The 25112-nt window shown below is 73.1% G+C and carries 23 protein-coding genes; 8 read left to right on the plus strand and 15 right to left on the minus strand.

The window, feature by feature from the left end:
• Position 1: 1 nt before the first annotated feature.
• Genes EDD26_RS02005 through EDD26_RS02020 form a run of 4 tightly spaced genes read right to left on the minus strand, consistent with a single transcriptional unit; the run spans position 2 to position 5620 of the window.
• The gene (locus EDD26_RS02005) at positions 2-2437 is read right to left on the minus strand and encodes a beta-xylosidase/alpha-l-arabinosidase (RefSeq protein WP_123696182.1); all 2436 of its coding nucleotides are present in this window, start codon (positions 2435-2437) and stop codon (positions 2-4) included.
• Positions 2434-3306 carry a carbohydrate ABC transporter permease gene (locus tag EDD26_RS02010; protein ID WP_425453386.1) on the minus strand — a complete coding sequence of 291 codons (873 nt, stop codon included), beginning with the start codon at positions 3304-3306 and terminating at the stop codon, positions 2434-2436. Before EDD26_RS02010 ends, EDD26_RS02005 begins: the two co-directional genes overlap by 4 nt.
• Positions 3303-4337 carry a carbohydrate ABC transporter permease gene (locus EDD26_RS02015; RefSeq protein WP_123696183.1) on the minus strand — a complete coding sequence of 345 codons (1035 nt, stop codon included), beginning with the start codon at positions 4335-4337 and terminating at the stop codon, positions 3303-3305. The genes EDD26_RS02010 and EDD26_RS02015 overlap by 4 nt, the downstream gene beginning before the upstream one ends.
• Complete coding sequence (locus EDD26_RS02020) at positions 4334-5620, minus strand: ABC transporter substrate-binding protein (RefSeq protein WP_123696184.1); 1287 nt, start codon at positions 5618-5620, stop codon at positions 4334-4336. The genes EDD26_RS02015 and EDD26_RS02020 overlap by 4 nt, the downstream gene beginning before the upstream one ends.
• Before the next feature lie 174 nt (positions 5621-5794).
• Here EDD26_RS02020 and EDD26_RS02025 point away from each other — a divergent pair, with 174 nt between their 5' ends.
• Positions 5795-6841, plus strand: coding sequence for a LacI family DNA-binding transcriptional regulator (locus EDD26_RS02025; RefSeq protein WP_245989704.1), 1047 nt, complete (start codon positions 5795-5797; stop codon positions 6839-6841).
• A 75-nt stretch (positions 6842-6916) separates the two neighbouring features.
• Entirely contained in the window at positions 6917-8266 is a 1350-nt protein-coding gene (locus tag EDD26_RS02030; protein WP_123696185.1) for an MFS transporter, read from the plus strand.
• A gap of 156 nt (positions 8267-8422) precedes the next feature.
• Here the strand turns inward: EDD26_RS02030 and galK are convergent, their stop codons facing one another.
• Positions 8423-9574, minus strand: coding sequence for a galactokinase (galK, locus tag EDD26_RS02035; RefSeq protein WP_123696186.1), 1152 nt, complete (start codon positions 9572-9574; stop codon positions 8423-8425).
• Positions 9567-10715 carry a galactose-1-phosphate uridylyltransferase gene (galT, locus tag EDD26_RS02040; RefSeq protein ID WP_123696187.1) on the minus strand — a complete coding sequence of 383 codons (1149 nt, stop codon included), beginning with the start codon at positions 10713-10715 and terminating at the stop codon, positions 9567-9569. The genes galK and galT overlap by 8 nt, the downstream gene beginning before the upstream one ends.
• 57 nt (positions 10716-10772) lie before the next feature.
• Here galT and EDD26_RS02045 point away from each other — a divergent pair, with 57 nt between their 5' ends.
• Complete coding sequence (locus EDD26_RS02045) at positions 10773-11609, plus strand: DeoR/GlpR family DNA-binding transcription regulator (RefSeq protein WP_123696188.1); 837 nt, start codon at positions 10773-10775, stop codon at positions 11607-11609.
• A 69-nt stretch (positions 11610-11678) separates the two neighbouring features.
• Complete coding sequence (locus EDD26_RS02050) at positions 11679-12260, plus strand: putative glycolipid-binding domain-containing protein (RefSeq protein WP_211333810.1); 582 nt, start codon at positions 11679-11681, stop codon at positions 12258-12260.
• Positions 12261-12279: 19 nt separating this feature from the next.
• Here the strand turns inward: EDD26_RS02050 and EDD26_RS02055 are convergent, their stop codons facing one another.
• Positions 12280-13443 (minus strand): cystathionine gamma-synthase, encoded by a 1164-nt coding sequence (locus tag EDD26_RS02055; protein ID WP_123696189.1) that lies wholly within the window; start codon positions 13441-13443, stop codon positions 12280-12282.
• Complete coding sequence (locus tag EDD26_RS02060) at positions 13440-14822, minus strand: cystathionine beta-synthase (RefSeq protein ID WP_123696190.1); 1383 nt, start codon at positions 14820-14822, stop codon at positions 13440-13442. Before EDD26_RS02060 ends, EDD26_RS02055 begins: the two co-directional genes overlap by 4 nt.
• Positions 14823-15021: 199 nt before the next feature.
• Between EDD26_RS02060 and EDD26_RS02065 the strand changes: the two genes are divergently transcribed.
• Positions 15022-15399: an MGMT family protein gene (locus EDD26_RS02065; protein WP_123696191.1), complete on the plus strand. Its 378-nt coding sequence runs from the start codon at positions 15022-15024 to the stop codon at positions 15397-15399.
• 19 nt (positions 15400-15418) lie between these two features.
• Here EDD26_RS02065 and EDD26_RS02070 read toward each other — a convergent pair whose 3' ends face one another.
• From EDD26_RS02070 to EDD26_RS02095, 6 genes are all read right to left on the minus strand, one after another.
• A complete protein-coding gene (locus EDD26_RS02070) occupies positions 15419-17275 on the minus strand; it encodes an ABC transporter ATP-binding protein (RefSeq protein ID WP_123696192.1) in 1857 nt (618 codons plus the stop codon).
• A gap of 129 nt (positions 17276-17404) precedes the next feature.
• Entirely contained in the window at positions 17405-17788 is a 384-nt protein-coding gene (gene rplL, locus EDD26_RS02075; RefSeq protein WP_123696193.1) for a 50S ribosomal protein L7/L12, read from the minus strand.
• 33 nt (positions 17789-17821) lie between these two features.
• The gene (rplJ, locus tag EDD26_RS02080) at positions 17822-18340 is read right to left on the minus strand and encodes a 50S ribosomal protein L10 (RefSeq protein ID WP_123696194.1); all 519 of its coding nucleotides are present in this window, start codon (positions 18338-18340) and stop codon (positions 17822-17824) included.
• Between the two features lie 231 nt (positions 18341-18571).
• Positions 18572-20077: a sensor histidine kinase gene (locus EDD26_RS02085; protein WP_123696195.1), complete on the minus strand. Its 1506-nt coding sequence runs from the start codon at positions 20075-20077 to the stop codon at positions 18572-18574.
• A 34-nt stretch (positions 20078-20111) separates the two neighbouring features.
• On the minus strand, positions 20112-20855 hold the full coding sequence (locus tag EDD26_RS02090; RefSeq protein ID WP_123698394.1) for a response regulator transcription factor: 744 nt from the start codon (positions 20853-20855) through the stop codon (positions 20112-20114).
• Positions 20856-20932: 77 nt separating this feature from the next.
• The gene (locus EDD26_RS02095) at positions 20933-21934 is read right to left on the minus strand and encodes a phosphotransferase enzyme family protein (protein WP_123696196.1); all 1002 of its coding nucleotides are present in this window, start codon (positions 21932-21934) and stop codon (positions 20933-20935) included.
• Positions 21935-22014: 80 nt separating this feature from the next.
• Here EDD26_RS02095 and EDD26_RS02100 point away from each other — a divergent pair, with 80 nt between their 5' ends.
• Positions 22015-22611 carry a YqaJ viral recombinase family protein gene (locus tag EDD26_RS02100; RefSeq protein WP_123696197.1) on the plus strand — a complete coding sequence of 199 codons (597 nt, stop codon included), beginning with the start codon at positions 22015-22017 and terminating at the stop codon, positions 22609-22611.
• The gene (locus EDD26_RS02105; protein ID WP_123696198.1) at positions 22611-23366 is read left to right on the plus strand and encodes an alpha/beta hydrolase; all 756 of its coding nucleotides are present in this window, start codon (positions 22611-22613) and stop codon (positions 23364-23366) included. The genes EDD26_RS02100 and EDD26_RS02105 overlap by 1 nt, the downstream gene beginning before the upstream one ends.
• Here the strand turns inward: EDD26_RS02105 and EDD26_RS02110 are convergent.
• Positions 23363-24040 (minus strand): DUF998 domain-containing protein, encoded by a 678-nt coding sequence (locus tag EDD26_RS02110; protein ID WP_170165501.1) that lies wholly within the window; start codon positions 24038-24040, stop codon positions 23363-23365. The two genes, EDD26_RS02105 and EDD26_RS02110, sit on opposite strands and share 4 nt — an antisense overlap.
• Before the next feature lie 100 nt (positions 24041-24140).
• Here EDD26_RS02110 and EDD26_RS02115 point away from each other — a divergent pair, with 100 nt between their 5' ends.
• Entirely contained in the window at positions 24141-25094 is a 954-nt protein-coding gene (locus EDD26_RS02115) for an NADP-dependent oxidoreductase (protein WP_123696200.1), read from the plus strand.
• The last annotated feature ends 18 nt before the right edge of the window (positions 25095-25112 follow it).

The raw sequence follows: 25112 nt of genomic DNA on the forward strand, positions 1-25112 counted from the left end.
GTCAGCCGATCGTCACGTCGACGACGCGCCGGTCGCCCGGGCCCACCTCGTGCACCGGCCCGGTCAGGGTCAGGCGCGCGCGAGCGGTCGCGGTGCCGGGGATCGCGACCGCCTCGCTCCGCCGCGCGTTCGAGATGACGCCCTGCGACGGGTCGTCGTCGTCCGACCGCGGCGAGGAGGCCGCAGCGTGCGACGCGATCCACACCTCGACCTCGCCGGGCTCGACGACGCGCACGATCCGCCGGTCGGTGAACGAGAAGCGGCGCGCGGGCACGCTGAGCTCGACCCTCGCCGAGGCGCCGGGGGCGAGCGAGACGCGCGCGTAGCCCAGCAGCTGCACGAGCGGCCGCGGGATCGAGCCGACGAGGTCGCGGCCGTACAGCTGCACGACGTCGTCGCAGGCAACGTCGCCCGTGTTCGTGACGACGACGGATGCGCGGAACGCGCCGTCGGTCGGCGCCGACGCGTCGACCTCGAGGTCGGTGTACGAGAACGACGCGTAGGAGAGGCCGAAGCCGAACGGGCGCAGCGGCGTCGGGTCGGCGGTCGTCACGTCGGACGGCCCGCCGAGCCGCGCGTGCGCGTACGTGTACGGCTGGGCGCCCGTGGTGCGCGGCAGCGAGACCGGGAGCCGGCCGGACGGCGAGGTGGCACCGGTCAGGACGTCGGCGATCGCCTCGCCGCCCGCCTCCCCGGGGAAGAACGCCTGCAGCACGGCCGCGGGCGCGACGTCGCCCTCGAGCGCCCACGGCACCGCGTAGGGCCGGCCGGTGAGGAGCACGAGCACAACGGGCGTGCCGGTCGCGACGACCGCCTCGACGAGCTCGCGCTGCCTGCCAGGCAGCTCGAGCGAGGCGACGTCGTTGCCCTCCCCGACGGTGCCGCGGCCGAAGAGCCCCGCGTCGTCGCCGACGACGACGATCGCGACGTCGGCGCGCGCCGCGGCAGCCGCGGCATCCGCGATGCCGCGCGCGTCGCCGTCCTCGACGCCGACCCCCTCGACGGCCTCGATCGCGCTGCCGGGGAGCGCCGCCGCGAGCGCCTCGCGCACGGTGGGGATCGCGAAGCCGGGCTCGACCCCCGGGTGGTGCGCGAGCACGTGGTTGGCGAAGGAGTAGCAGCCCTGCAGCGCCTCCGACCGGTCGGCGTTGGGGCCGATGACCGCGACGCGCGCGGGCGCGGCCAGCGGCAGCGTGCCGTCGTTGGCGAGCAGCACGAGCGACTCCGCGGCGAGCCTGCGGGCGATGGCGCGGTGCCGCGGCGAGTCGAGGTCGATCGTCGTGGGCGCGTCGTCGGCGAAGGCGTCGGGCTCGAGCAGCCCGAGCTCCTCCTTCTGGGCGAGCACGCGCAGCACGGCGCGATCGACGTAGGCCTCGTCGAGCTCGCCGGCGCGGATGCGTGCGGCGAGCGGGCCGAGGAACGCGTCGCCCGTCGGCAGCTCGACGTCGATGCCGGCGATGAGCGCCTGCGCCGCCGCCTCGCCGCGGTCGGCGGCGATGCCGTGCATGACCTCGAGGAACGCGACCGAGAAGTAGTCGGAGACCACCACCCCGTCGAAGCCGAGCTCGCCGCGCAGCACGTCGGTGAGCATCCGCTCGTCGGATGCCACCGGGATCCCGTCGACGTCGGTGTAGCTGTTCATGACGGAGCGCGCACCGCCGTCGCGGATGGCCATCTCGAAGGGCGGCAGGTAGGTGTCGGCGATCTCGCGCGGCCCCGCCGAGACGGGCGCGTGGTTGCGGCCCGCGTTCGAGGCGCTGTAGCCGACGAAGTGCTTGAGCGTCGCGTGGACGCCGGCGCCCTGGAGGCCGCGCACGTAGGCGCTGCCGACGGTGCCGACGAGGTACGGGTCCTCGCCGATGCACTCGTCCACCCGGCCCCAGCGCGGGTCGCGGACGACGTCGAGCACGGGCGCCAGGCCCTGGTGGATGCCGAGGCTGCGCATCGAGTCGCCGATCGCGCGCCCCATCTCCTCGACGAGCCCCGGGTCGAACGCGGCGCCCCAGGCGAGCGGCGTGGGGAAGGTCGCCGCCTTCCACGCCGCGAGCCCCGTGAGGCACTCCTCGTGCACGATCGCGGGGATGCCGAGCCGCGTCTCGCGCTGGAGCCGCCGCTGCTCGGCGACGAGCCACGCGGCGCGCGCCGCGGGCTCGACGGGTCGCGTGCCGTAGACGCGGGTGTAGTGGCCGATCCCGTGCTCGGTGATCGACGCGAGCGACGCCCCGTCCGCCGCGCTCGCCATCTCCCCCTGCATCGGGGCGACGACGCTGCCGCCCTGGTCGAGCCAGTAGCCGACGAGCTGGGCCAGCCGCTCCTCGAGGGTCATGCGGGCGTGGAGCTCGCGCACCCGCTCGGAGACGAGCGGGCTCGCGGGCAGGGCAGGCGCCCGTCCGACGTCGGCGAGCGGTGCGCCGCTCGTGTGCACGGTGGTGGTCATCCCTTGATCGCTCCCGTCAGGCCGCCGACGATGCGGCGCTCGAAGATGCTGAAGAACACGAGGGCCGGCACCGTGGAGAGTGCGGTGAAGGCCATCACGCGCGCGGTGTCGACGGAGTACTGCGACGAGAAGTTCTGCACGCCGAGCGGCAGCGTGTAGAGGTTCGGGTCGTTGAGGATGAACAGCGGCAGCATGTAGCCGTTCCACGAGCCCACGAACGCGAGGATGCCGGTCGTGATGACGCCCGGCAGGCTGAGCGGCACGACCATCCGGAAGAAGAAGCCGAGCCGGCTCGCGCCGTCGATCGCCGCCGCCTCCTCGAGCTCCACCGGGATCGCCCGGAGGAACGGCACGAGGATGATGATCGTGACGGGTAGCGCGAAGGCGATCTGCGGCAGGATCACGCCGGCGAGCGTGTTCGTCAGGCCGAGGTTGCGCACGAGCAGGTAGAGCGGCGTGATCGCGACCGTGACGGGGAACATGAGGCCGGCGGCGAAGAGCGCGTACATGGCGCCCTTGCCGACGAACTCGTAGCGGGCGAGCACGAAGCTCGCCATGAGGCCGAGCGCGACGACGCCGACCGCGGTCGCGACGCCGACGACGGCGGAGTTGCCCATCGTCTGCCAGAAGCTGCCGCTCGCGAGCACCTCGAGGTAGTTCGTCGCGACCCAGGGGCTCGGGAAGCCGGACGGGCTCGTGGTGATCTGCGAGTTCGTGCGGAACCCGCCCAGGATGATGTAGATCACCGGTCCCATGCAGATCGCGATGAGCACGATCGAGCACAGGTAGACGACCGGGCTGCCCCAGGCGGCGACGCGTCGGTTCGGGCGCCGCAGGGCGGGTCGCGCGGGGAGGATGGAGGTCGTCACGGTCGCGGCTCCTTCGTGCTGGATCCGGCCATGCCGGTGAGGGCGCCCTCGGTGTCGCGCCGCAGCACGAAGCGCTGGTACCCGAGCGCGATGGCGAGGGAGATGATGAAGAGCACGACCGCGACGGCGTTGCCGTAGCCGTAGCTGCCGGCCATGTGGCCGTTGAGGTACATGTAGGTCGCCATCGTCGAGGTGCCCGCGGTCGCGGAGACGTACTGGCCCCAGATGATGTTGACGAGGTCGAACAGCTGCAGCGAGCCGATGATCGACAGGAACGCCCAGATGCGGATCGTCGGCCCGAGCAGCGGCAGCGTGATGCTGCGCTGCATCTGCCAGAACGACGCGCCGTCGATCGACGCCGCCTCGTAGAGCTCGTCGGGGATCGACTGCAGGCCGGCGAGCATGAGGATCACCGCGAAGCCGATGTACTTCCACGTGATGATCACCATGAGGGTCCAGAGGGCGATCTGCGGGTCGGCGATCCAGGAGTTGCGCAGCGCGTCGAGCCCGACGCTCGAGAGCAGGTCGTTGACGGCACCGCGGTCCTGGAGCATCAGGCTCCAGCCCGTGCCGACCACGACCTCCGAGATCACGTACGGCACGAAGATGAGCACGCGGATGATCGAGCGGCCGCGGATGCGCTGGTTGAGCAGCAGCGCGAAGAGGACTGCGAGCGGCCCCTGCAGCGCGAGGGAGGCGACGACGATGAACAGGTTGTGCGCGACGGCGTCGCGGAAGGTCGAGTCGCCGAGGATCGTGACGTAGTTCTGCAGCCCGACGAAGTCGGTCGGGGCGCCGAAGCCGTTCCAGCGGAAGAAGCCGTAGAAGGCCGCCATCAGCACCGGCACGATGACGAAGAAGACGAAGACGCCGACCGCGGGTCCCGCGAGCAGCAGGATCTCCGCGCGCTTCCGCCAGTCCGTCCGCCCGCGGCGCGGGCCCCGCGGGGCCGGGGCCGACGCCTGGGCGTCGACCTCCGGCTCCGCGGATCCCTGGCGCACCGGCGCGACGGACGCCGCCGCGGTGCTCACCCTCGCTGTGCTGCGGTCGTGACGGCGTCGACGATGCCCTGCGGCGTGCCGTTGCCCGCGAGCAGCTCGACGACCGCCGTGTTGAGCGAGTTGCCGATGTTCTGGCCGAGCAGCGTGTCGAGCCAGACGACGACGTAGTCGGCCGACTCGTAGGCCTCGACGAGCGGCTCGAGCGCCGGGTCCTCGACGGCCGTCTGCGCCTCGGACGAGGCGGGGATGGTGTCGAACGCCTCGGCGTAGCCGGCCTGCGACTCGGGCGAGGCGATGAAGTTGAGGAACGCCTCGCACGCCGTCGGCGCATCGTTGGCGCACGAGTAGCCGTCGACGCCGCCCATCATCGCGGACGGCGAGCCGGCGCCGCCCTCGACCTCGGGGAACGGGAACCAGCCCAGGTCGGCGAGCGGCTGCTGGTCGGGCGTGAGCCCGCCGATGACACCGACGTTCCAGCCGCCCATGAGCTCCATGCCCGCCTGGTGGTTGGCGATGAGGCCCGCGGAGGAGCCGGCGCCCTCCTGCGCGGCGGTCGTGAGGAAGCCCTCGTTGAAGGGCTCGGTCGCGGCGAACTCGGCCAGGTCCTCGCCCGCGGCGAGCCAGCACGCGTCGCTGAAGTCGAGCGTCGACGCGATCGACTCCATGACCTCCTGGCTGCACTCGCGCAGCGCGAAGAAGTAGTACCAGTGGGCGGCGGGCCACGCGGCCATGCCACCGAGCGCGATCGGCTCGACGCCGCTCTGCTCGAGCGCGCCGACGGCGTCGTCCAGCTCCGACATCGTGGCTGGCGTGCCGTCGATGCCGGCGTCGGCGAAGAGGTCCTCGCTGTAGAAGATGCCGCCGGGCAGCACCGCGACCGGCATGCCGTAGATGGCGCCCTCGACGGTGAAGGCGCTGAAGACGCCCTCGCCGTAGTCGCTCGAGACGTCCTCCGAGATGAGGTCGGTGAGGTCGCGCACAGCGCCCGCGCCGACGATGTCGGCGAGCTTGCCGCCGCCGCGCGCCATGAAGATGTCGGGCATGTCGCCCGAGTTGACGGCGGTCTGCAGGCGGCCGTCCATGTCCTCGTTCTGGATGGACTGGATCTCGATCGTGACGCCCTCGTTCGCCGCCTCGAAGGCCGCGACGCGGTCCTCCCAGTAGGCCTTGCCGTCGCCGGTCGTGGAGTTGTGCCAGAAGGTCATCGTCACCTCGCCCCCGGATGCCGCAGGGTCGCCTTGCGCGCCCGAGCAGCCGACGAGGGCGGTGACCCCCGCGATGGCTCCGAGCGTCAGCACGGTGCGTGATTTCATGGCAGTGCTCCTCGTCATTGAGTGGTGTGCCCCGCACCTGCGATCGCTGATCCGCGGTGCGCGTGCTGATGACGATGGCATCGGCGCGAGCACTTGTCAAACGTTTTCGATAACGTTTTCGCAACCCGGCCGTCGCACGGCGTCGGCGGGCTCCGGCTCCGCTATGGTCGGCACGTGACGACAGCATCCGACGTCTTCGGCGACTCCGGCGATGGCCGGGTCACGATCACGGACGTCGCGCGCAGCGTCGGGGTCTCGGTCGCCACGGTGTCGAAGGTCGTCAACGGCCGCTACGGCGTCGCGCCCGGCACGATCGCGCGCGTGCAGGCCGCGATCGCCGAGCTCGGGTACGAGACGTCGCTCGTCGCGCGCAGCATGCGCGGGCAGAGCACCGGCAACATCGGCGTGCTCGTCTCGGAGTTCGAGTCCTACTCGACCGAGCTCCTCAAGGGCATCTCGGAGGCCGTCGCGGGCACCGGGTACGGCCTGCTCGCATACGCCGGTCGTCGCGACGACGTCACCGAGGTGGGCTGGGAGCGGCGCTCGCTCTCGCGGCTCGCCCGCACCCTCTTCGACGGCGCCATCGTCGTCACGCCGTCGACGCTCATCACCGGCAGCTTCGGCATCCCGATCGTCGCGGTCGACCCGCACTCGGGCCCGGAGGGGCCGCACACCGTCGACTCCGACAACCGCACGGGCGCTCGGCTCGCGACCGAGCACCTGCTCGCGCTCGGGCACCGCCGCATCGGGCTGCTCGGGGGTCGCGAGGACCTCGAGTCGGCGCGGATGCGCGAGGCCGGCTGGCGCGAGGCGCTCGACGCCGCGGGCGTCGCGCCGGATCCCGCGCTCGTGCGCGTCGTCGGTTACCGCCCCGACCTCGCCGAGCAGGCCGCGCGCGAGCTGCTCGCGCTCCCCGCCGACGTCCGACCGACCGCGATCTTCGCCGCGAACGACCGCTCCGCGCTCCCGGTGCTCGAGGTCGCCGCCGAGTTCGGCATCCGCGTGCCGCACGACCTCTCGGTCATCGGCTACGACGACATCCCGGAGGCGGCCATCGCGAGCCCGCCGCTCACGACGATCGCCCAGCCGCTGCACGACATGGGCCGCTCGGCGCTCACGCTCATGCTCGACCTGCTCGAGGGCCGCGAGACCGAGCGGCACCTGCGGCTGCCGACGCGGCTCGTCGAGCGCAGCACCACCGCGCCCCTCGCCCGCCGCTAGCCCATCGCTCGCGCCCGCCAGCCGCGCCGGGCACTATCGTGGGGGCATCCGCGCCGCCGCCCGAGAGGCCTCCGCATGACCGCGCTGCCCACTGCCGGCGAGCTGACCCGCTCCGAGCGGCTCGACCGCCTCCCCTTCACGCGCAAGCACGGCCGCCTGCTCGGCACCGCCGGCATCGGCTGGGCGCTCGACGCCATGGACGTCGGCCTGGTCTCGTTCGTCATCGCGGCGCTCGTGCAGCAGTGGGGCCTCTCGACGACCGAGACGAGCTGGATCGCCTCGATCGGCTTCGTCGGCATGGCGATCGGCGCGACGGTCGGCGGGCTGCTGGCCGACCGCATCGGCCGCCGCAGCGTCTTCGCGCTGACGCTCATCGTCTACGGCCTCGCGACCGGCGCCTCCGCGCTCGTCGGCTCGCTCGCCGCGCTGCTCGCGCTGCGCTTCGTCGTCGGGCTCGGCCTCGGGGCGGAGCTGCCGGTCGCCTCGACACTCATCAGCGAGTTCGCGCCCAAGCGCATCCGCGGGCGCGTCGTCGTCTGGCTCGAGGCGTTCTGGGCGGTCGGGTGGATCGCGGCTGCCGTGATCGGCACCTTCGTGGTCGGCGCGTCCGACGACGGCTGGCGCTGGGGACTCGCGATCGGCATGGCCCCGGCGATCTTCTCGATCGTGGTGCGCTGGGGCATGCCCGAGTCGGTGCGCTACCTGGAGGCCAAGGGGCGGCTGCCCGAGGCGGAGCGCACGGTGCGCAGCTTCGAGGAGGCCGCCGGCGTGCCGGCGGCTGCGTCGGCCGGCGCCGGCGCGGGGGTCGCGGCTGCGGATGCGACCCGCACGGCGGCGCCCCGTGCCTCCATCTGGTCGCGAGAGCTGCGCGGTCGCACGATCGCCCTCTGGGTCGTGTGGTTCTGCATCAACTTCTCGTACTACGGCGCGTTCATCTGGATCCCGTCGCTGCTCGTCGCGCAGGGGTTCTCGCTCGTGCGCTCCTTCGAGTTCACGCTCATCATCACGATCGCGCAGCTGCCCGGCTACGCGGTCTCCGCGTTCCTGATCGAGAAGTGGGGCCGCAGGCCGACGCTCACGGTGTTCCTGGTCGGATCGGCGCTCGCCGCCGCCTGGTACGGCACCGCGTCGACGGAGGCGATGATCATCGCCGCGGGCTGCACGCTGTCGTTCTTCAACCTCGGCGCGTGGGGCGCGCTCTACGCGATCGGGCCGGAGCTCTACCCGACCGACGTGCGCGGCACGGGCACCGGCGCGGCCGCGGGCTTCGGCCGCATCGCATCGATCCTCGCGCCGCTGGCGGTGCCGCTGCTGCTGGGCGCCGGCGGCACGATCGCCCTGTTCGGCGTCTTCGCCGCGGCGTTCGCGGTCGCCGCGATCGCGGCGTGGACGCTCCCCGAGCGCCGAGGCCGTCCGCTCGACTGACCCCGCGTCCATTGGCCGCTCTCGGCACCAGCGGCGCCCCGATTGGTCACTCCCGGCGAGCCGAGCCCGCCGAGTGGTCGCGAGTGGTGGCATCCGACGACGCCAGGCAGCCACGGGCGACCAATCGGCGTGCGGATGCTGGGCGTGCGGGGCGCGTCAGTCCGGGTCGCGGCGGGCGCCCTGCGACGCCCGCACCGTGAACACGACCGGGCGGGCGTGACCGGCCGCCTCGACCGCATCCGCGACCTCGGCGCCGATGCGCGCCGACTCGGCCGCGTCGACGAGGGCGATGGCGGCGCCGCCGAAGCCGCCGCCGGTGAGCCGGGCCCCGAGCGCGCCCGCCGCGAGCGCGGCCTCGACGGCCGCGTCGATCGCGGGCACGGAGTCCTCGAAGTCGTCGCGCTGCGAGACGTGCCCGTCGGTGAGGATGGGCCCGATCTCGCGCGGCCGGCCGTCGCGCACGAGCGCGGCGACGCGGGCGGCCCGGTCGGTGTCGGTGACGATGTGGCGCATCCGCCGGTGCACGTGCGCGGGCATGCGGTCGGCCCACGCCTCGACGTCGTCGACCGCGATCTCGCGCAGCGTCGGCACGCCCGCGATGCGGGCGGCCTCCTCGCACTCGCGACGCCGCTCGCCGTAGCCGCCGGTCGCGTGGTCGTGGCGCACGAGCGAGTCGATCACCAGGATCTCGAGCCCTGCCGCCTCGAAGCCGAGCGGCACCTGCTCCGCGGTGTCGGCGCGGAAGTCGAGCAGCACCGCGTGGTCGCGCTCGGCGAGCAGCACCGCGGACTGGTCGAGCGTGCCGGTCGGCGCACCGACCACCTCGTTCTCGACGAGCTGGCCGAGCCGCACCATCTCGCCTCGCGGGATGCCGAGCCCCCAGAGCTCATCGAGCGCGACGAGCGCGGCCGACTCGAGCGCGGCGGACGACGAGACGCCGACGCCGACGGGCACGTCGCTCGAGACGAGCGCGTCGAAGCCGACACCCCGGACCGCGCGCTCGCGGCGCAGCACGTGCACGACGCCCAGCAGGTAGCGGCTCCACCCGGTCGCCTCGCCCGCGGTGGCGAGCGTCGCGGTCACGATGCCGCCGCCGTCGTCGGCCTGCGCCTGCGCGGAGTCGGTCGCGACGCGCACGACGTCGTCGTCGCGCAGCCGCACGGCGACGCGCGTGCGGCGGTCGATGCCGAACGGCAGCGCGAGGCCGCCGTTGTAGTCGGTGTGCTCGCCGATCAGGTTGACGCGGCCGGGGGCCGACCAGATGCCGTCGGGCTCGGCGCCGAACGCGGCCGCGAACGCCTCACGCATCCGCGGCTCCGGTCGTGGCGAGCGGCTCGACGGGGCGGGCCTCGTCGGCCTTCGCGATCGCGTCGCGCAGCCGCGCGGCGCCGTCCTCGGGGCTGATGTCGGCGACCCACGCGCCCATCGCGGCCTCGGAGCCGGCGAGGAACTTCAGCTTGTCGGCGGCCCGGCGCGGGCTCGTCACCTGCCAGGTGAGCCGCACGTCGTCGCGGTGCCGCCCGACCGGCGCCTGCAGCCAGCCGGCGATGTAGGGCAGCGGCGCGTCGTACAGCGCGTCCAGTGCGCGTGCGATGCGCAGCGTCAGCACGGCGAGCTCGTCGCGCTCGGCGTCGGTGGTCTCGGCGAGGTCGGGCACATGGCGGTGCGCCATGAGCTGCACCTCGACCGGCCAGCGGGCCGCGAACGGCACGAACGCGGTGAAGTGCTCGCCCGCGATGAGCACGCGCGGCCCGGTCGCCTCGCTGTCGAGCAGGTCGGCGAAGAGTCCCTGCCCGTACGCCTCGACCGATTGGCAGATGCGGCGGATGCGCTGCGGCACGTAGGGGTAGCCGTAGATCTGGCCGTGCGGGTGGTGCAGCGTCACACCGATCTCGACGCCGCGGTTCTCGAACGGGAACACCTGCGCGATCCCGGGCACGGCGGAGAGCGCCCGCGTGCGCTCCGCCCACGCCTCGACGACGGTGCGGGCGCGGAGCGTCGACTGCGTGCCGAAGGAGCCTGCGTGATCCGGGCTGAAGCACACGACCTCGCAACGGCCGATCGCCGGGCGCGCGGCGCCGAGCGCGATCGGCGCCTCGACGGCGAGCGCCGGCTGGTCGTCGGCTGCGGTGCCCGGCCCGAACGACGGCGACCGGTTCTCGAAGACGGCGACGTCGTAGTCGTCCGGGATCTCGCTCGGGTTCGTGGGCGACTGCGGGGCGAGCGGGTCGAACTCGGCGGGCGGCAGGTGCACGCGGCCCTGGCGCGCGGTCGCGACCGTGACCCACTCCGCGCTCAGCGCGTCGAAGCGCATCGTCGGCGTCTGCGGGCGCGGGTCGAGCGCGCGGCTGTCGGCCCGGCGCTCGCGCGCCGGCGTCCCGGGGTCGTCGAAGTAGACGATCTCCCGCCCGTCGGCGAGCAGGTCGGAGGTCTGACGGATGCGGCTCACCCCTCGATCATGCCGCACCCCGTGCGATGCTGCGCGTTGGTGTGCGAAAGTGTGCGCATGGACGACGATCGATCACGCTCGAGCCTCGCGGCGCGTGGATCGAGCGACCCGCGGCCCGGGTCGGCGCTCGAGGCGGGGCTCCTCGACGTCGAGCGGCGCGAGCGCATCCTCGGCCACGTGCGCGCGGCGGGCACGGCGCGCGTGGCCGATCTGGCCGCCGCGCTGGGGGTCTCGCCGATGACCGTGCGCCGCGACGCCGATCGGCTCGTCGCCGAGGGCCGCGCGGAGCGCGTGCGCGGCGGCATCCGGCTCGTCCGCTCCACGGTGACGGACGAGCCGGGGCCGCTCGCGAAGGCCGCGCTCCACAGCGACGAGAAGGCGCGCATCGCGCAGGCGGCCGCGGGGCTCGTGCGGCCCGGCACCGCGATCGGCATCGGCGCCGGCACGACGACGCTCGCCTTCGCGCGCCTCATCGGGGCGGTGCCCGGGCTCACGATCGTGACGAACTCCCTGTCCGTCGCGCTCGCCCTGCCCCACCACGAGCACGTCGTGCTCACGGGCGGCGAGCGCACCCGGTCGGATGCGCTCGTCGGGCCGGTCGCGAACCGCAGCGCCGCGTCGATCGGGCTCGACGCGCTCTTCCTCGGTGCGCACGGCATCGACGCCGAGCGCGGCTGCACCGCGCCGAACCTCGCGGAGGCCGAGACGAACCGCGCGCTCATCGCGGCGGCGCGCGAGACGATCGTGCTCGTCGACGGGTCGAAGTGGGGGCTGCAGGGCCTGTCGACCTTCGCCGCGCTCGACGAGCTCGACGTGCTCGTGAGCGATGCGTCCCTCCCGGCCGCAGCTGCGCGCGCGGCGCGGCGCGGCGCCGCGCGGCTCGTGCTCGCCTAGCGGCGCGAGGGGGCCACGGCCGTACATCGGCACCTCCCGCCCTGGCCCGATCGGCCCTACCGTCGACGCATGCGACTCCTGCCACCGCCCGCGGCCGCGAGCTGGATCCACCGAGGCGCTCGCGACGGGTTCGAGGTCGCCTTCTTCGCAACCTGGGCAGCGGGCGCCCGCCTGCGCGGGCACACGACCGCCAACGAGTCGGGATCGCTCTGGTCGGTCGTCTACGACGTCGCGGTGGACGCCGCCTGGCGGACCCTCGCCGTCAGCGCCACGACCGCGACCGCCGCCGGCGTGCGCGAGGTGCGCCTGCGCCGCGACGAGGGCGATCGCTGGACGGTCGACGGCGAGCACCGCCCCGAGCTCGACGGCTGCGTCGACGTCGACCTCGAGTCGTCGGCGGTCACGAACACGCTCCCCCTGCACCGCCTCGACATCCTGGCGGGCGCGAGCGTCGACGTGCCGGCCGCCTTCATCCGCGCCGACGACCTGCGCGTCGAGCGCCTCGAGCAGCGGTACAGCCTCGTCGAGGCCGGGCCGCAGCGCGTGCTGGTGCACTACGAGTCGTCGACGTTCGACGTCGCGTGCGAGCTGGTGTTCGACGGCGCCGGCCTCGTCCTGGACTACCCCGGCATCGCCGTCCGACAGGCATAGGCGCGACCGCGGCCGATCGCTAGAGCGAGTCGAGCGCCTGCCGCAGGTCCTCGACCAGGTCGTCGGCGTCCTCGAGCCCCACCGAGAGCCGCAGCAGGTCGTCGGGCACCGCGAGCTCGGTGCCCTGCACCGACGCGTGCGTCATCTCGGTCGGGTAGCAGACGAGCGACTCGATGCCGCCGAGCGACTCCGCGAGCTGGAACAGGCGGGTGCGCTGCACGAGCGTGAGCGCCGCCTCCCGGCCGCCGGCCAGCTGCATCGACACCATGCCGCCGAAGCCGCGCATCTGGCGCGACGCGAGCTCGTGCTGCGGGTGGTCGGGCAGGCCCGGATAGTGCACCGCGGTGAGAGCCGGGTGGCCGACGAGCGACTCCGCGACCGCCTGCGCGTTGCGGCAGTGCCGCTCGACGCGGACGCTGAGCGTCTTGAGCGACCGCGACGTCAGCCAGGCGTCGAACGGGCTGTTGACGGCGCCCACTGCGAACTGCTGGAAGGCGATGCGCTCGGCGAGGTCGGCATCCGAGGTCACGACCGCGCCGCCGACGAGGTCGGAGTGCCCGCCGATGTACTTCGTCGTCGAGTGGATGACGACGTCGGCGCCGAGCACGAGCGGCTGCTGCAGGTAGGGCGTCGCGAACGTGTTGTCGGCGACCACCATCGCGCCGGCGGCGTGCCCGAGCTCGACGAGGCCGGGGATGTCGGCGACCTTCATGAGCGGGTTCGAGGGCGTCTCGACCCACAGGATGCGCGTGTTCGGCTGCATGGCGGCGCGCACGGCGTCGAGGTCGGATGCGTCGGCGGTCGTGATCTCGATGCCCCACCGGGCGTGGATCTGCGAGACGAGCCGGTGCGTGCCGCCGTAGACGTCGTTGCCCATGAGCACGTGGTCACCCGGCTGCAGCACGGCCCGCAGGATGGCGTCCTCGGCGGCGAGGCCGGAGCCGAACGTGTAGGCGTGCGTGCCCGCCTCGAGGCTCGCGAGCTGCTGCTGCAGCGCGTCGCGGCTGGGGTTGCCGCCGCGCGAGTACTCGTAGCCGTCGCGGAACCCGCCGACGCCGTCCTGCACGAACGTCGAGGTCATGAAGATGGGCGGGATCACGGCGCCGGTGCGCGGCTCGAACGCCTGTCCGGCGTGGATGGCGCGGGTCGAGAAGCCGAGGTCGGGTGCGTCGGTCACGGTCATGCCTCCTTGGCGAGGTAGCTGAGCAGGTCGGTGCGGGTGATGACGCCCGCGGGCTTGGCCTCGTCGAGCACGAGCAGCGCGTCGGCATCCTTGAGCGCGGCGCGCAGCGCGTCGACCGACTCGGAGATGCCGATCTGCGGCAGCCGCGGCCCGACGTGCTCGGCGATCGGGTCGGCGAGCTGCGCCCGCTCCGCGAAGACGGCGTCGAGCAGCGATCGCTCGTCGACGGCGCCGGCGACCTCGCCGACGACGACCGGCGGCTCGGCGGTCAGCACGGGCAGCTGGCTCACGCCGTACTCGCGCATGATCTCGATCGCGTCGTGCACGGTGTCGCTGGGATGCGCGTGGACGAGTGCGGGCACGCCGCCGTCGGCGGCGGCGCCCTTGCCCGTGAGCACGTCGCGCACCGTCGTCCCCTCGTCGGGCGCCGCGAAGCCGTAGGAGCGCATCCAGGCGTCGGAGTAGACCTTCTGCAGGTAGCCGCGGCCGGAGTCGGGCAGCAGCACGACGAGCACCGCGTCGGCGGGCAGCTCGCGCGCGACTCGCAGCGCGGCGACGACGGCCATGCCGCTCGAGCCGCCGACCAGCAGGCCCTCCTCGCGCGCGAGGCGGCGGGTCATCGCGAACGACGCCGCGTCGTCGACGGCGATCACCCGATCGATGACGCTCGGGTCGTAGTTGCCGGGCCACATGTCCTCGCCGACGCCCTCGACGAGGTAGGGGCGGCCGGTGCCGCCCGAGTAGATCGATCCCACCGGGTCGGCGCCGATGACGGTGACCCCGCCGTCCGAGGCGCGCTTGAGGAAGCGCCCGGTGCCGGTGATCGTGCCGCCGGTGCCGACGCCGGCGACGAAGTGCGTCACGCGGCCGTCGGTGTCGCGCCAGATCTCGGGCCCGGTCGTCACCTCGTGCGCCCCGGGGGCAGCCGGGTTGAAGAACTGGTTGGGCTGGTAGGCGCCCTCGATCTCGGCCGTCAGGCGGTTCGCGACCCCGTAGTACGACTCGGGGCTGTCGGGCGCGACCGAGGTGGGGGTGACGACGACGTCGGCGCCGTAGGCGCGCAGCGTCGAGCGCTTGTCCTCCGAGACCTTGTCGGGGCAGACGAACACGCAGCGGTAGCCGCGCTGCTGCGCGACGAGCGCGAGCCCGACGCCGGTGTTGCCGCTCGTCGGCTCGACGATCGTGCCGCCGGGGCGCAGCAGCCCGCGCTCCTCGGCGTCGAGCACCATCGCGAGCGCGATGCGGTCCTTGACCGAGCCGCCCGGGTTGAGGAACTCGACCTTCGCGAGCACCGTCGCGGCGATCCCCTCGGTGACCTTCGAGAGCCTCACGAGCGGGGTGTCGCCGATGGTCTCGAGGATCGACTCTGCGTAGCGCATCGTGCCTCCTGACTGACGATCGAGCCTACCGCCGCACAGAGCCAGGCCCGGCGGCAGCACCCCGGTCCCCCGATGCACAACGCAAGCCCGGCCCTGCGATCCCGCGGCCGATGGGCGGCTGCTCCTCGCTCGGGGCTGTACACGTCTTGCCGGCTTGCGTCGTGCGGCCAGCCGGGTGGGCAACCGGCAGGATGGGGGCGTGGACGCCAGGCGGGAGCTCGTGATCGAGCGGGTGCTGCGCTGCGTCGAGCAGGTGCCGCCCGGCAGCGTCGCCTCGTACGGCGCGATCGCCGCCGTCTGCGGCATCGGCCCGCGCCAGGTCGGCTCGATCATGAAGGCCTACGGGCACGACGTGACCTGGTGGCGCATCACGAACGCGTCCGGCGACCTGCCCGCCAACCTGCTCGCGGAAGCGCGCCCGCGCTGGGACGCCGAGGGCATCCGGGTGAAGCCCAACGGGCTCGGGTGCCGCTACGCCGACTTCGCGGCCGACCCGGATGCGCTCGCCCAGGCATGGCGGGCGGCGATCGCCGACCTGCCGCACCCGGATGCGGTCGCCGAGGACGCATCCGGCTGACGGGACGCAGCGGGTCGCGTCAGCCGCGCGCCTGCTGCGCGAAGAGCGTCGCGTAGGTGCCGCCGCGGGCGAGCAGCTCGTCGTGCGTGCCCTGCTCGACGATCCGCCCGGCGTCGATCACGAAGATCACGTCGGCGTGCCGGATGGTCGACAGCCGGTGCGCGATCGCCAGCGTCGTGCGACCGCGCGCGGCCTCGTCGAGCGCGGCCTGCACGACGCGCTCCGAGACGGTGTCGAGCGCGCTCGTCGCCTCGTCGAGCACGAGCACGGCCGGGTCCTTGAGCAGCACGCGCGCGATCGCGATGCGCTGCTTCTCGCCACCGGAGAGGCGGTAGCCGCGCTCCCCCACGATCGTGTCGTAGCCGTCGGGGAAGCGGTGGATGGTGTCGTAGATGCTCGCGGCGCGGGTGGCGGCGTCGAGCTCCTCGTCGGTGGCGTCGGGCTTGGCGTAGCGCAGGTTCTCGGCGATGGACGCGTGGAACAGGTACGGCTCCTGGCTCACGATGCCGATGTTGTCGGTGAGCGCCGTGGGGTCGAGCTCGCGCACGTCGACGCCTGCGAAGCGCACCGCGCCGGCGCTCGCCTCGTGCAGGCGCGGCAGCAGGTAGCCGATCGTCGTCTTGCCGGCCCCCGACGGACCGACGAAGGCGGCGAAGGTGCCGGGCTCGAGCGAGAAGGAGACGCCGTCGAGCGTCGCCCGCTCCCCCTCCTTCGCATCCGGGTAGTGGAACTCGACGTCGTCGAACTCGACCTCGCCGAGCCGCGCCGGGTCGACCGGCCTGGGGTCGGCCGGCGGCTCGATCGCGGGCACGAGGTCGAGGTACTCGAAGATGCGGGCGAAGAGCGCGCCCGACGTCTGCAGGTCGAGCGCGACGCGCAGCAGGCCCATGAGCGGCATGAGCAGCCGCGCCTGCACGGTCGTGAACGCCACGAGCGTGCCGGCGGTGACCGCCGCGTCGCCGCCGACGATGAGGAAGCCGGCGATGAGGTAGACGACCGCGGGCAGCACCGAGATGAAGATCGAGACGAGCGCGAAGAACGTCTGGCCGCTCATCGTCAGGCGCACCTGCAGGTCGATCTGGCGGTCGTTCTCGTCGCGGTAGCGCTTGGACTCGTCGGCCTGGCGACCGAAGGCCTTCGCCAGCAGGATGCCGGAGACCGACAGCGACTCCTGCGTGATGGCGGTCATGTCGCTCAGCGACTCCTGCGTCTTCGTCGCGATGCGCGCGCGCACCTGGCCGACGCGGCGCTGCAGCAGCACGAGCACCGGGGTGAGCAGCACCGCGACGATCGTCAGCTGCCACGACAGGATGAGCATCGTCACGAGGCTCGCGATGACGGTGACGGTGTTGCCGACGACCGACGAGACCGTGCTGGAGAGCACGTTCGCGACGCCGCCGACGTCGTTCTGCAGGCGGGACTGGATGACGCCGGTCTTCGTGCGCGTGAAGAACGCGAGCTCCATGCCCTGCAGCCGCTCGAACAGCGCGTTGCGCAGCTCGCCCATCACCTGGTTGCCGACCTTCGACGTGATCCACGTCTGCCAGACGCCGATCAGGTTGGCGGCGACGAGCAGCGCCACCATCGTGCCGACCAGCACCCAGAGCAGGTCGATGTTCGGGCCGCCGGCCGCGGGGAACAGCGCCTCGTCGAACACGCGCTGCGTCAGCAGCGGTGGGAACACCGTGATCGTCGCGACGAGCAGCACGAGCACGATGGTGAGGGTGAGCGCCGACCGGTGGGGCGCGAAGAGCGCCATGATGCGCCGTCCCAGGTCGGGGACGCGCGGGGCGTCGGCGTTGACCGCCTTCTGCGCCGCCTCGTCGCGCATCGCCACGCGGCCGCCGCGGCCGCCGCCCCCACCCATCATGCTCATCGGGTCAACCGTAGCGCCGGGCGCTGGCCTCGATCGCCGCCTCGTGCGGCAGCCGGCGCCGCCCGACCCGGCGACGCGAAGACGAAGGGCCGCACCCTCGCGGGTGCGGCCCTTCGCAGGTGATGCAGGCTACTTGACGGTGACCGTCGCGCCGACCTCTTCGAGGTCAGCCTTCGCCTTGTCAGCGTCGTCCTTCTTGGCGCCCTCGAGCACCGTCGCGGGTGCACCGTCGACGAGCGCCTTGGCCTCGCCGAGACCGAGGGACGTCAGCGAACGGACGACCTTGATGACCTGGATCTTGCTCGCGCCGGCGGCCTCGAGGACGACGTCGAACTCCGTCTTCTCCTCGACCTCCTCGGCAGCAGCAGCGGCTGCGGGGGCAGCAGCGGCAGCAACCGGAGCGGCGGCGGTGACCTCGAAGGTCTCCTCGAACGCCTTCACGAACTCGCTGAGCTCGATGAGGGTGAGCTCCTTGAACTGCTCGAGCAGCTCGTCAGTCGACAGCTTTGCCATCGTCTTCTCCTTGTTTCTGGTATCGACCGGGCCTTACTCGGCCGCGGACTCCTGCTTGATCCGCAGCGCGTCGACCGTGCGAACGGCCTGGGCGAGCGGAGCGTTGAACATGTAGGCAGCGCCGAAGAGCGAGGCCTTGAAGGCACCGGCCAGCTTGGCCAGCAGCACCTCCCGGGACTCGAGATCGGCGAGCTTGTTGACGTCGTCGGCCGTGAGCGGGTTCCCGTCGAAGAAACCGTTCTTGACCACGAGCGCCGGGTTCGCCTTGGCGAAGGCACGCAGCTCCTTCGCGACGGCGACAGGGTCGCCGTGCACGAATGCGATCGCGGACGGGCCGGCAAGCGACTCGTCGAACGCCGAGATGCCGGCGTTGTTGGCTGCGATCTTGGTGAGCGTGTTCTTCACCACGGCGTACGTCGCGTGCTCACTGATGGATCGGCGCAGCGTCTTCAGCTGGCCGACGGTGAGACCGCGGTACTCGGTCAGCAGAACGGCGTTCGAGGTCTCGAAGAGGTTCGAGAGCTCGGCGACCGCAGCTTCCTTGTTCGCCATGGTGCTCCTTGCGTCGTTGCTGGCTTCCCTGGCTCGAACATGAAAAGAGCTCCGGCGCACGCGCACGGAGCTCGACCCTCGACGGGGTGTCACACCTGCGCGGGACGTCGCTCCTGGGCGAGCCTTCGACTGCTGCACACCCTTGCGGGCACGCACCAGCGACCAGCGGTCTTTGGTATGGCATCAGACTACGGCACGACGGACGCGCGGCGCAACCCGGCGCCGCCTGCCCTAGGCCTCCGCGGTGAGCGGCGCCTCGCGGAGCGCGTCCGCCGGCGCCTGCTGCCAGCGAGGCAGCCGCACCGTGAACGCCGTGCGGCCCGGCTCGCTCTCGAGCTGGATGCTGCCGTGGTGGGCGTCGACGAGCGCCTGCACGATCGCGAGCCCGAGGCCCGAGGAGCCCGTCGCGCGCGAGCGCGACGAGTCGCCGCGCGCGAAGCGCTCGAACACCGTGCGCTGCTGCTCGAGCGGGATGCCCGGTCCGGCATCGACCACCCGCACGATCGCGTGCGTGCCGTCCGCGCGGAGCGTGACGTCGATCGCGGTGCCGTCAGGGGTGTGCACGCGGGCGTTCGCGAGCAGGTTGGCGATCACCTGCTGCAGCCGCAGGGCGTCGCCCGCCACCGTCACCGGCTCCTCGGGCAGCTCGAGCGCGATCGGATGCTCGGGACCCGCGGCCTGCGCGTCGGCGACCGCCTCGACCACGAGGAGCGACAGGTCGACCTCGCCGCGCTCGACCTCGCGTCCCTCGTCGAGGCGCGCGAGCAGCAGCAGGTCGTCGACGAGCGCCTGCATGCGGCGGGCGGCGGCCTCGATGCGCTCGAGCGACTCGCGCGAGTCGGGGCGCAGATCGTTGTCGTGCTTGCGCGTCACCTCGGCGTAGCCGCGCACCGCCGCGAGCGGCGTGCGGAGCTCGTGCGAGGCGTCGGCGACGAACTGCCGCACCCGCCGCTCGCTCGCGGCGCGCGCGTCGAACGCCTCCTCGATGTGGTTCAGCATCCGGTTCATGCTCTCCTGCACGCGACCGACCTCCGACGCGGGCTCCTCGATCCGCACGCGGTTCGTCAGCTGCGCGTCGCCCGAGGCGAGCGGCAGCTGCGAGATGCGCTCGGTCGTCGCGATGAACGCCGTGAGCGGGCGCAGCGCGCGTCGGATGATCATGTCGCCGACGAGCAGCACGATCGACACCGCGGCGAACGCCGACACCGCGATGACGAACGCGAGCGCGGCGAGCGTCTGGTTCGCGTCGGCGAGCGAGAGCCCGACGATCACCCGAGCGCCGCCGACGTCGTGCGCGACGATCCGGTAGGAGCCGTAGCCCGGCAGGGTCGCGCTCGAGATGGTGTCCGACGGGACGGCGAGCACGGCCTGCTCGCCGGCAGCGGTGAGCGCCTGCTCCGTCTGCGCCTTCGACAGGATGAAGTGCTGGCTGAGGGCGTCGCCCTCCTGCACCGCGAAGAGCGCGCCGGTCGGCGCGCTGCGCGGGTCGACGAGCGCCTGCGTGCCGGTCGCCATCGCGCGCTCCACCTCGACGGCGGTGCGGTTGCCCAGCTCGGTGAGCTGCTCGTCGACGCGCGTCTCGAGCACGACGCGCATCGTCATGACGCTGGCGATCGCGACCGCCGCGGTGAGCAGCGCGAACAGCGTCACGACCACCACGAGCAGGCGTCGGCGCAGCGACCACGACGACGGGTTCTGGATGCGCCGGGTCTGGGATGCGGACGTCGCCGGGTTCACGGGTGCGGTCGGCCGATCGTCACGCCCGCCGGGCTCACTCAGCGGCGCGCAGCTGGTAGCCCACGCCGCGCACCGTGTGGATCATGGGCGGCCCGAGGGTGTCGATCTTCTTGCGCAGGTAGGAGATGTACAGCTCGACGACGCTCGCGCGCCCGCCGAAGTCGTACGACCAGACGCGGTCGAGGATCTGCGCCTTCGAGAGCACGCGGCGCGGGTTGCGCATGAGGTAGCGCAGCAGCTCGAACTCGGTGGCCGTGAGGTCGACCTGCTGGCCGCCGCGGCGCACCTCGTAGGAGTCCTCGTCCATCATCAGGTCGCCCACCCAGAGCACGCTCGACTCCTCGGCGGTCGCGGCGGTGCGACGGATGAGGCCGCGGAGTCGCGCGACCACCTCCTCGAGGCCGAACGGCTTCGTCACGTAGTCGTCGCCGCCGGCGGTGAGCCCGGCGACGCGATCGTCGAGGGAGTCCTTCGCGGTGAGGAAGAGCACCGGCACGTCGAACCCGGCGGAGCGGAGCCGCTGCAGGACGGTGAGGCCGTCGATGTCGGGGAGCATGATGTCGAGGACGACCGCGTCGGGGCGGAACTCCCGCACGGCCTGCAGCGCCTGCTGGCCGTTCGCGGCGGTCTTGACGTCCCAGCCCTCGTACTTGAGGCCCATGGCGACGAGGTCGGCGAGGCTCTGCTCGTCGTCGACCACGACGATGCGGATGGGCGACCCGTCGGGGCGCGTGAGGCGGGGCTGTGCACGCAGCTGCTGCTGAGCGGTGTCGGTCATGCCATCCATTCCGTCAGAGCATCCTGTGGAGGCATCCCAGTCTACCTATGCGCTTCCTGTGCGTCGCCTTTCCCTGCTCACCCGTCTCCGGGGCTGAGCGAGAACCTCCCGGACGCGAGCCAGTGCCGCAGCCGCGCGAGTGCCACGCCCGTGTAGTCGGCGGCCTGCGCGCGGTGCTCCGCGGTGGTCGAGACGAGCAGGGCGTTCGCGAGCAGCAGCTGGCGGGAGGCGATGAGCGCCTCGACGTCTGAAGGGTCGGCCTGCGGCAGCGGGGCGACCTCGGCGTAGCCCTCGCGCAGCGCCGCCTCGAGGGCCGGATCGCTGCCGCGCAGGTAGAAGGTCGAGATGGCGAGGTCGAGCACCGGCAGGCCGAGCCCTGCGTCGTCGAAGTCGAAGACCGCGAGCTGCCGCTCGTGCCACTTCAGGTTGCCGCCGTGCAGGTCGGCATGCAGCGGCCGCACCTCGGCGCCCCGGTGCAGGCGGTCGAAGACCTCCGTCGCCCGCGAGCGGGCGGTGTCGAGCACCGAGCGGTCGTCGGCGGTGAGGCCTGGGGCGTCGTCGAGCACGTCGAGGTCGCCGAACAGCGGCGCGTCCAGCCGCGGCAGCGCGCCGCCCGGCGGCGGCGCCCAGCCGGCGGCCTGGGCGTGGAGCGCCGCCATCGCGCGGCCGAGCGCCCGCGCCGAGTCGGGCTCGAGCACCTCTGCGTCGGGGCCCTCGAGCCAGCTCGCCATCGTGACGAGCACCGCCCGACCCAGCTCCTCGGCGTCGACCGACACGAACCATCCGCCGTCGGACGTGCGCAGCGGCTCGGGCACGCGCACGTCGGTCTGCGCCGCGATCGCGCCGAGCCACGCCTGCTGCGCGACGGCGTGCTCCGGCGTGCTGTGCGAGTTGGTGCCCACCCGGAGCGCGAGCCGCCGGCCGTCGCGGAGGTCGACGCGGAAGGTGGTGTTGTAGCCGTGCAGCGCGAGCGCCATGCCCTCGACCTCGAGCCCGAACGCCGACGCGGCGCGCAGGGCGACGCCGCGCAGCACCTCGACCTGCTCGGCCTCGCCCAGCTCGTCGTACGCCTGCGTCATGCGGCCATCCCATCACGTCGCTCCCGGCGCGCGGCGCGCGGCGCGCGTCCCGCGTCGGTCCGGCGTGGGACGATGGAGGCATGCAGCTCCAGCTCGACATCTTCGGCGATCAGCCGACGGTGCTGGGCCACACCAGCCGCATCGTGGCGCGCTCGAGCGACCGCATCGCCTGGCTGCGCGCCCGCTCGCGCGGCGTCACCGCGACCGACGCCGCGCGGCTCAGCACCTCGCGCGCCGTCGAGGCCGTCGCCCGCGAGAAGATGGGGCTCCGCGGCTTCTCGGGCAACGCCTTCACCGACCACGGTCGGGCGCGCGAGCCGCACATCGCGCGGTGGGTGCACGACCACTTCTCGCTCGTGCCCTCGGATGCGCTCTTCCACGCGGTGCCGGACCGCCAGCACCTGGCGACGCCCGACTGCGTCAGCGACGACGGCAGCGTGCTCGCCGAGATCAAGACCACGTCGAAGCCGTTCGACCGGGTGCCGAAGCAGTACCTGCGCCAGATCTGGTGGCAGCAGTACGTGCTCGGCGCCGAGCGCACGCTGTTCGTCTGGGAGCTGCACAGCGAGTTCGTGCCGGTCGGCCGGCCGAAGCACGTCTGGGTCGAGCGCGACGAGGACGAGATCGCGATGCTCGTCGACCGCGCGGACCGGCTGCTCGCGATCCTGCGCGGCTGATGCTGCTCGCCATCCACGGGCTGGGCTCGGATGCGGGTGCGATGCACGGCTACCTCGACGGCGCGGTGCCCGCCGGCGTGCGGGTGCTCGCGCCCGACCTCCGCGCCCACGGGTCGAGCACGCTCATCGGCGAGCCCGGCGACTTCGCGCTCGAGGCGCTCGCCGCCGAGGTCGCGGACGAGCTCGCCGACCGGCGCGCCCGCGCGGGCGACGGCTCGCCCGTCTCGATCGTCGGGGTCTCGCTGGGGGCGGCGCTCGCGGCGAGCATCGCGCGCTCCGGCCGCTTCCCGCTCGACCGCGTCGCCCTCGTCCGGCCCGCGTTCACGACCGAGCCCCTGCCCCCGAACCTCGCGATCTTCCCCGTGCTCGGTCGGCTGCTCGAGGAGCACCGGCCCCGCAGGGCGCTCGCCGAGCTGCACCGCTCCGGCGCGTGGCGGGCGATCGCGCACGAGTCGCTCGCGCATGCCCACGGCCTCGAGGCGCAGCTGACGCAGCCGCTCGCGGCCGAGCGGCGCATCCGGCTGCTCGAGATCCCGCGCGACGTCGCCTACCGAACGGGCGAGCTGCGCATCCCCGCGCCGACGGTCGTGCTGGCGAGCCCGCGCGACCCCGTGCATCCGCTGCACGTCGCCGAGGCGTGGCGCGACGAGCTCGGGTGCCGGATGCTCATCTCCCCCGCGCGCGACGACGGCGAGGCCGCGATGTTCGCGTGGTTCCGCGAGCGGCTGGGCAGCTTCCTGGTCGGGATCCGCTAGCGCTCTGCGCCGACGAGCGCGTCGGCCGGCGCGGCCGGCCGCCCCGCACGGGCCGGGACGGTGTGCACGACGACCATGGCGAGCATCCACACGACGCCCATGCCCGCCGCCACGTACTCGAGCGTCGAGCCGACGTCGGTGTTGCCGCGCGCGAGCGAGATGATGCCGCCGGTGGCCGCGATCACGCCGACCGCGATGCCGCTCACCGCCGAGAGCCGCGCGACCCAGCGGTCGCCCGCGGTCGCGAACTGCAGCATCGCGACGCAGCCGGCCGCGAAGGCGAGCACCGCGGCGGCGATGTGCACCCAGTCGCGCCACTGCGCGCCGTCGGTGAGCAGCGACGGGCAGCCGAGCGAGCACGGCACGGCGGCGGCGACGAGGAAGAGGCCGCCCGCGGTGACGAGCGACGCCGCGGGTGCCCAGCGCCGCAGCACCGGCAGCCGCGTGCGGACGTCCCGCACGACGACGCCGACGAGCACGATGCCCGCGACGACGAGCAGGAAGCCGACCTGGAAGAGCTCGGCCGTGGGCATCGTGAGGGCGCCGAGCTCCGAGATGTAGAGGTAGCGGTCCAGCACGACCCGGGCGACGCCGATCACGACCGCGCCCGCGACGAGGCACGCGGCGGCGAGCACGGCGACGGTGGCGTCGACGATCCGGGGGCGCAGCGGCACACGAGCACTGTAGCCGCGCCGCGACCAGCCGCGTCGCCAAGCCGTCATCTGCCCGTCACACGCGTGCGCTAGCGTCGAAAGCGAGGCGAGGGGAAGTGCGATGCGCGCAGTGCTGGTGCGGGAGTTCGGTCCGACCGACGAGGTCGAGGTGGGCGAGACGGAGGCCCCGTTGAAGCTCGGCACCGAGGTCGTCGTCGACGTCCACGCCGCGGGCATGAACCCCATCGACTTCAAGACCGTCATCGGCAAGGGCGCCGCCAAGGCCGTCGAGCCGCTGCTGCCCTGGATCCCGGGCGGCGACGTCGCCGGCGTGGTCGCCGAGGCCCCGTACGAGGCGCACGACCTGCAGCCGGGCGACGCGGTCTTCGGCATCGTGAACCACTGGCGCACGCGCGGCTCCTACGCCGAGCAGGCGGTCGTGCCGAGCCTCGCGCTCGCCCTCAAGCCCGAGTCGCTCAGCTTCGAGCAGGCCGCGGCCGTGCCGTGCGCGGCGCTCACCGCGTGGGACGCCGTGGTGCGCGTCGCGAAGGCGCGCGCCGGGCAGCGCATCCTCATCCACGCCGGCGCCGGCGGCGTCGGGCACTTCGCCGTGCAGTTCGCGAAGTACTTCGGCGCGCAGGTCGCGACGACCGTCTCGACGCGCAACGTCGACTTCGCCAGGTCGCTCGGCGCCGACGAGGTCATCGACTACACGCAGTCGCGCTTCGAGGACGCGCTGCAGAAGGTCGACGTGGTCATCGACCTCGTCGGCAACGTCGCCGACGACACCGGCACCCGCTCGCTCGACGTGCTGAAGCACGGCGGCCTCTACCTCAACGTGCCGACCGGGTCGTGGCCCGAGTACGCCGCAGCGGCACGCGAGCGCGGACTGCGCTCCTCCTCGGTCAAGGTCGAGTCGGACGGCTCCAACCTCGGCATCATCGGCCGCCTCATCGACGCGGGCGACGTGCACGTCGAGGTGCAGCACATCTACCCGCTCGATCAGGTGCACGACGCCTTCGCCGAGCTCCAGGGCGGGCACGTGCGCGGCAAGCTCGTGCTGAAGATCCGCTGAGTCACCGAAAGCCCCCGT

It is taken from the genome of Agrococcus jenensis, from assembly GCF_003752465.1.
Classification (GTDB): domain Bacteria; phylum Actinomycetota; class Actinomycetes; order Actinomycetales; family Microbacteriaceae; genus Agrococcus; species Agrococcus jenensis.

Excerpts from the sequence above, each read along its gene's own strand:
- EDD26_RS02005 (WP_123696182.1), bottom strand. The coding sequence starts at position 2,437 with ATGACCACCACCGTGCACACGAGCGGCGCACCGCTCGCCGACGTCGGA.
- EDD26_RS02020 (WP_123696184.1), bottom strand. The coding sequence starts at position 5,620 with ATGAAATCACGCACCGTGCTGACGCTCGGAGCCATCGCGGGGGTCACC.
- EDD26_RS02030 (WP_123696185.1), top strand. The coding sequence starts at position 6,917 with ATGACCGCGCTGCCCACTGCCGGCGAGCTGACCCGCTCCGAGCGGCTC.
- galK (WP_123696186.1), bottom strand. The coding sequence starts at position 9,574 with ATGCGTGAGGCGTTCGCGGCCGCGTTCGGCGCCGAGCCCGACGGCATC.
- EDD26_RS02045 (WP_123696188.1), top strand. The coding sequence starts at position 10,773 with ATGGACGACGATCGATCACGCTCGAGCCTCGCGGCGCGTGGATCGAGC.
- EDD26_RS02050 (WP_211333810.1), top strand. The coding sequence starts at position 11,679 with ATGCGACTCCTGCCACCGCCCGCGGCCGCGAGCTGGATCCACCGAGGC.
- EDD26_RS02055 (WP_123696189.1), bottom strand. The coding sequence starts at position 13,443 with ATGACCGTGACCGACGCACCCGACCTCGGCTTCTCGACCCGCGCCATC.
- EDD26_RS02060 (WP_123696190.1), bottom strand. The coding sequence starts at position 14,822 with ATGCGCTACGCAGAGTCGATCCTCGAGACCATCGGCGACACCCCGCTC.
- EDD26_RS02070 (WP_123696192.1), bottom strand. The coding sequence starts at position 17,275 with ATGAGCATGATGGGTGGGGGCGGCGGCCGCGGCGGCCGCGTGGCGATG.
- rplL (WP_123696193.1), bottom strand. The coding sequence starts at position 17,788 with ATGGCAAAGCTGTCGACTGACGAGCTGCTCGAGCAGTTCAAGGAGCTC.
- rplJ (WP_123696194.1), bottom strand. The coding sequence starts at position 18,340 with ATGGCGAACAAGGAAGCTGCGGTCGCCGAGCTCTCGAACCTCTTCGAG.
- EDD26_RS02090 (WP_123698394.1), bottom strand. The coding sequence starts at position 20,855 with ATGACCGACACCGCTCAGCAGCAGCTGCGTGCACAGCCCCGCCTCACG.
- EDD26_RS02095 (WP_123696196.1), bottom strand. The coding sequence starts at position 21,934 with ATGACGCAGGCGTACGACGAGCTGGGCGAGGCCGAGCAGGTCGAGGTG.
- EDD26_RS02100 (WP_123696197.1), top strand. The coding sequence starts at position 22,015 with ATGCAGCTCCAGCTCGACATCTTCGGCGATCAGCCGACGGTGCTGGGC.
- EDD26_RS02105 (WP_123696198.1), top strand. The coding sequence starts at position 22,611 with ATGCTGCTCGCCATCCACGGGCTGGGCTCGGATGCGGGTGCGATGCAC.
- EDD26_RS02115 (WP_123696200.1), top strand. The coding sequence starts at position 24,141 with ATGCGCGCAGTGCTGGTGCGGGAGTTCGGTCCGACCGACGAGGTCGAG.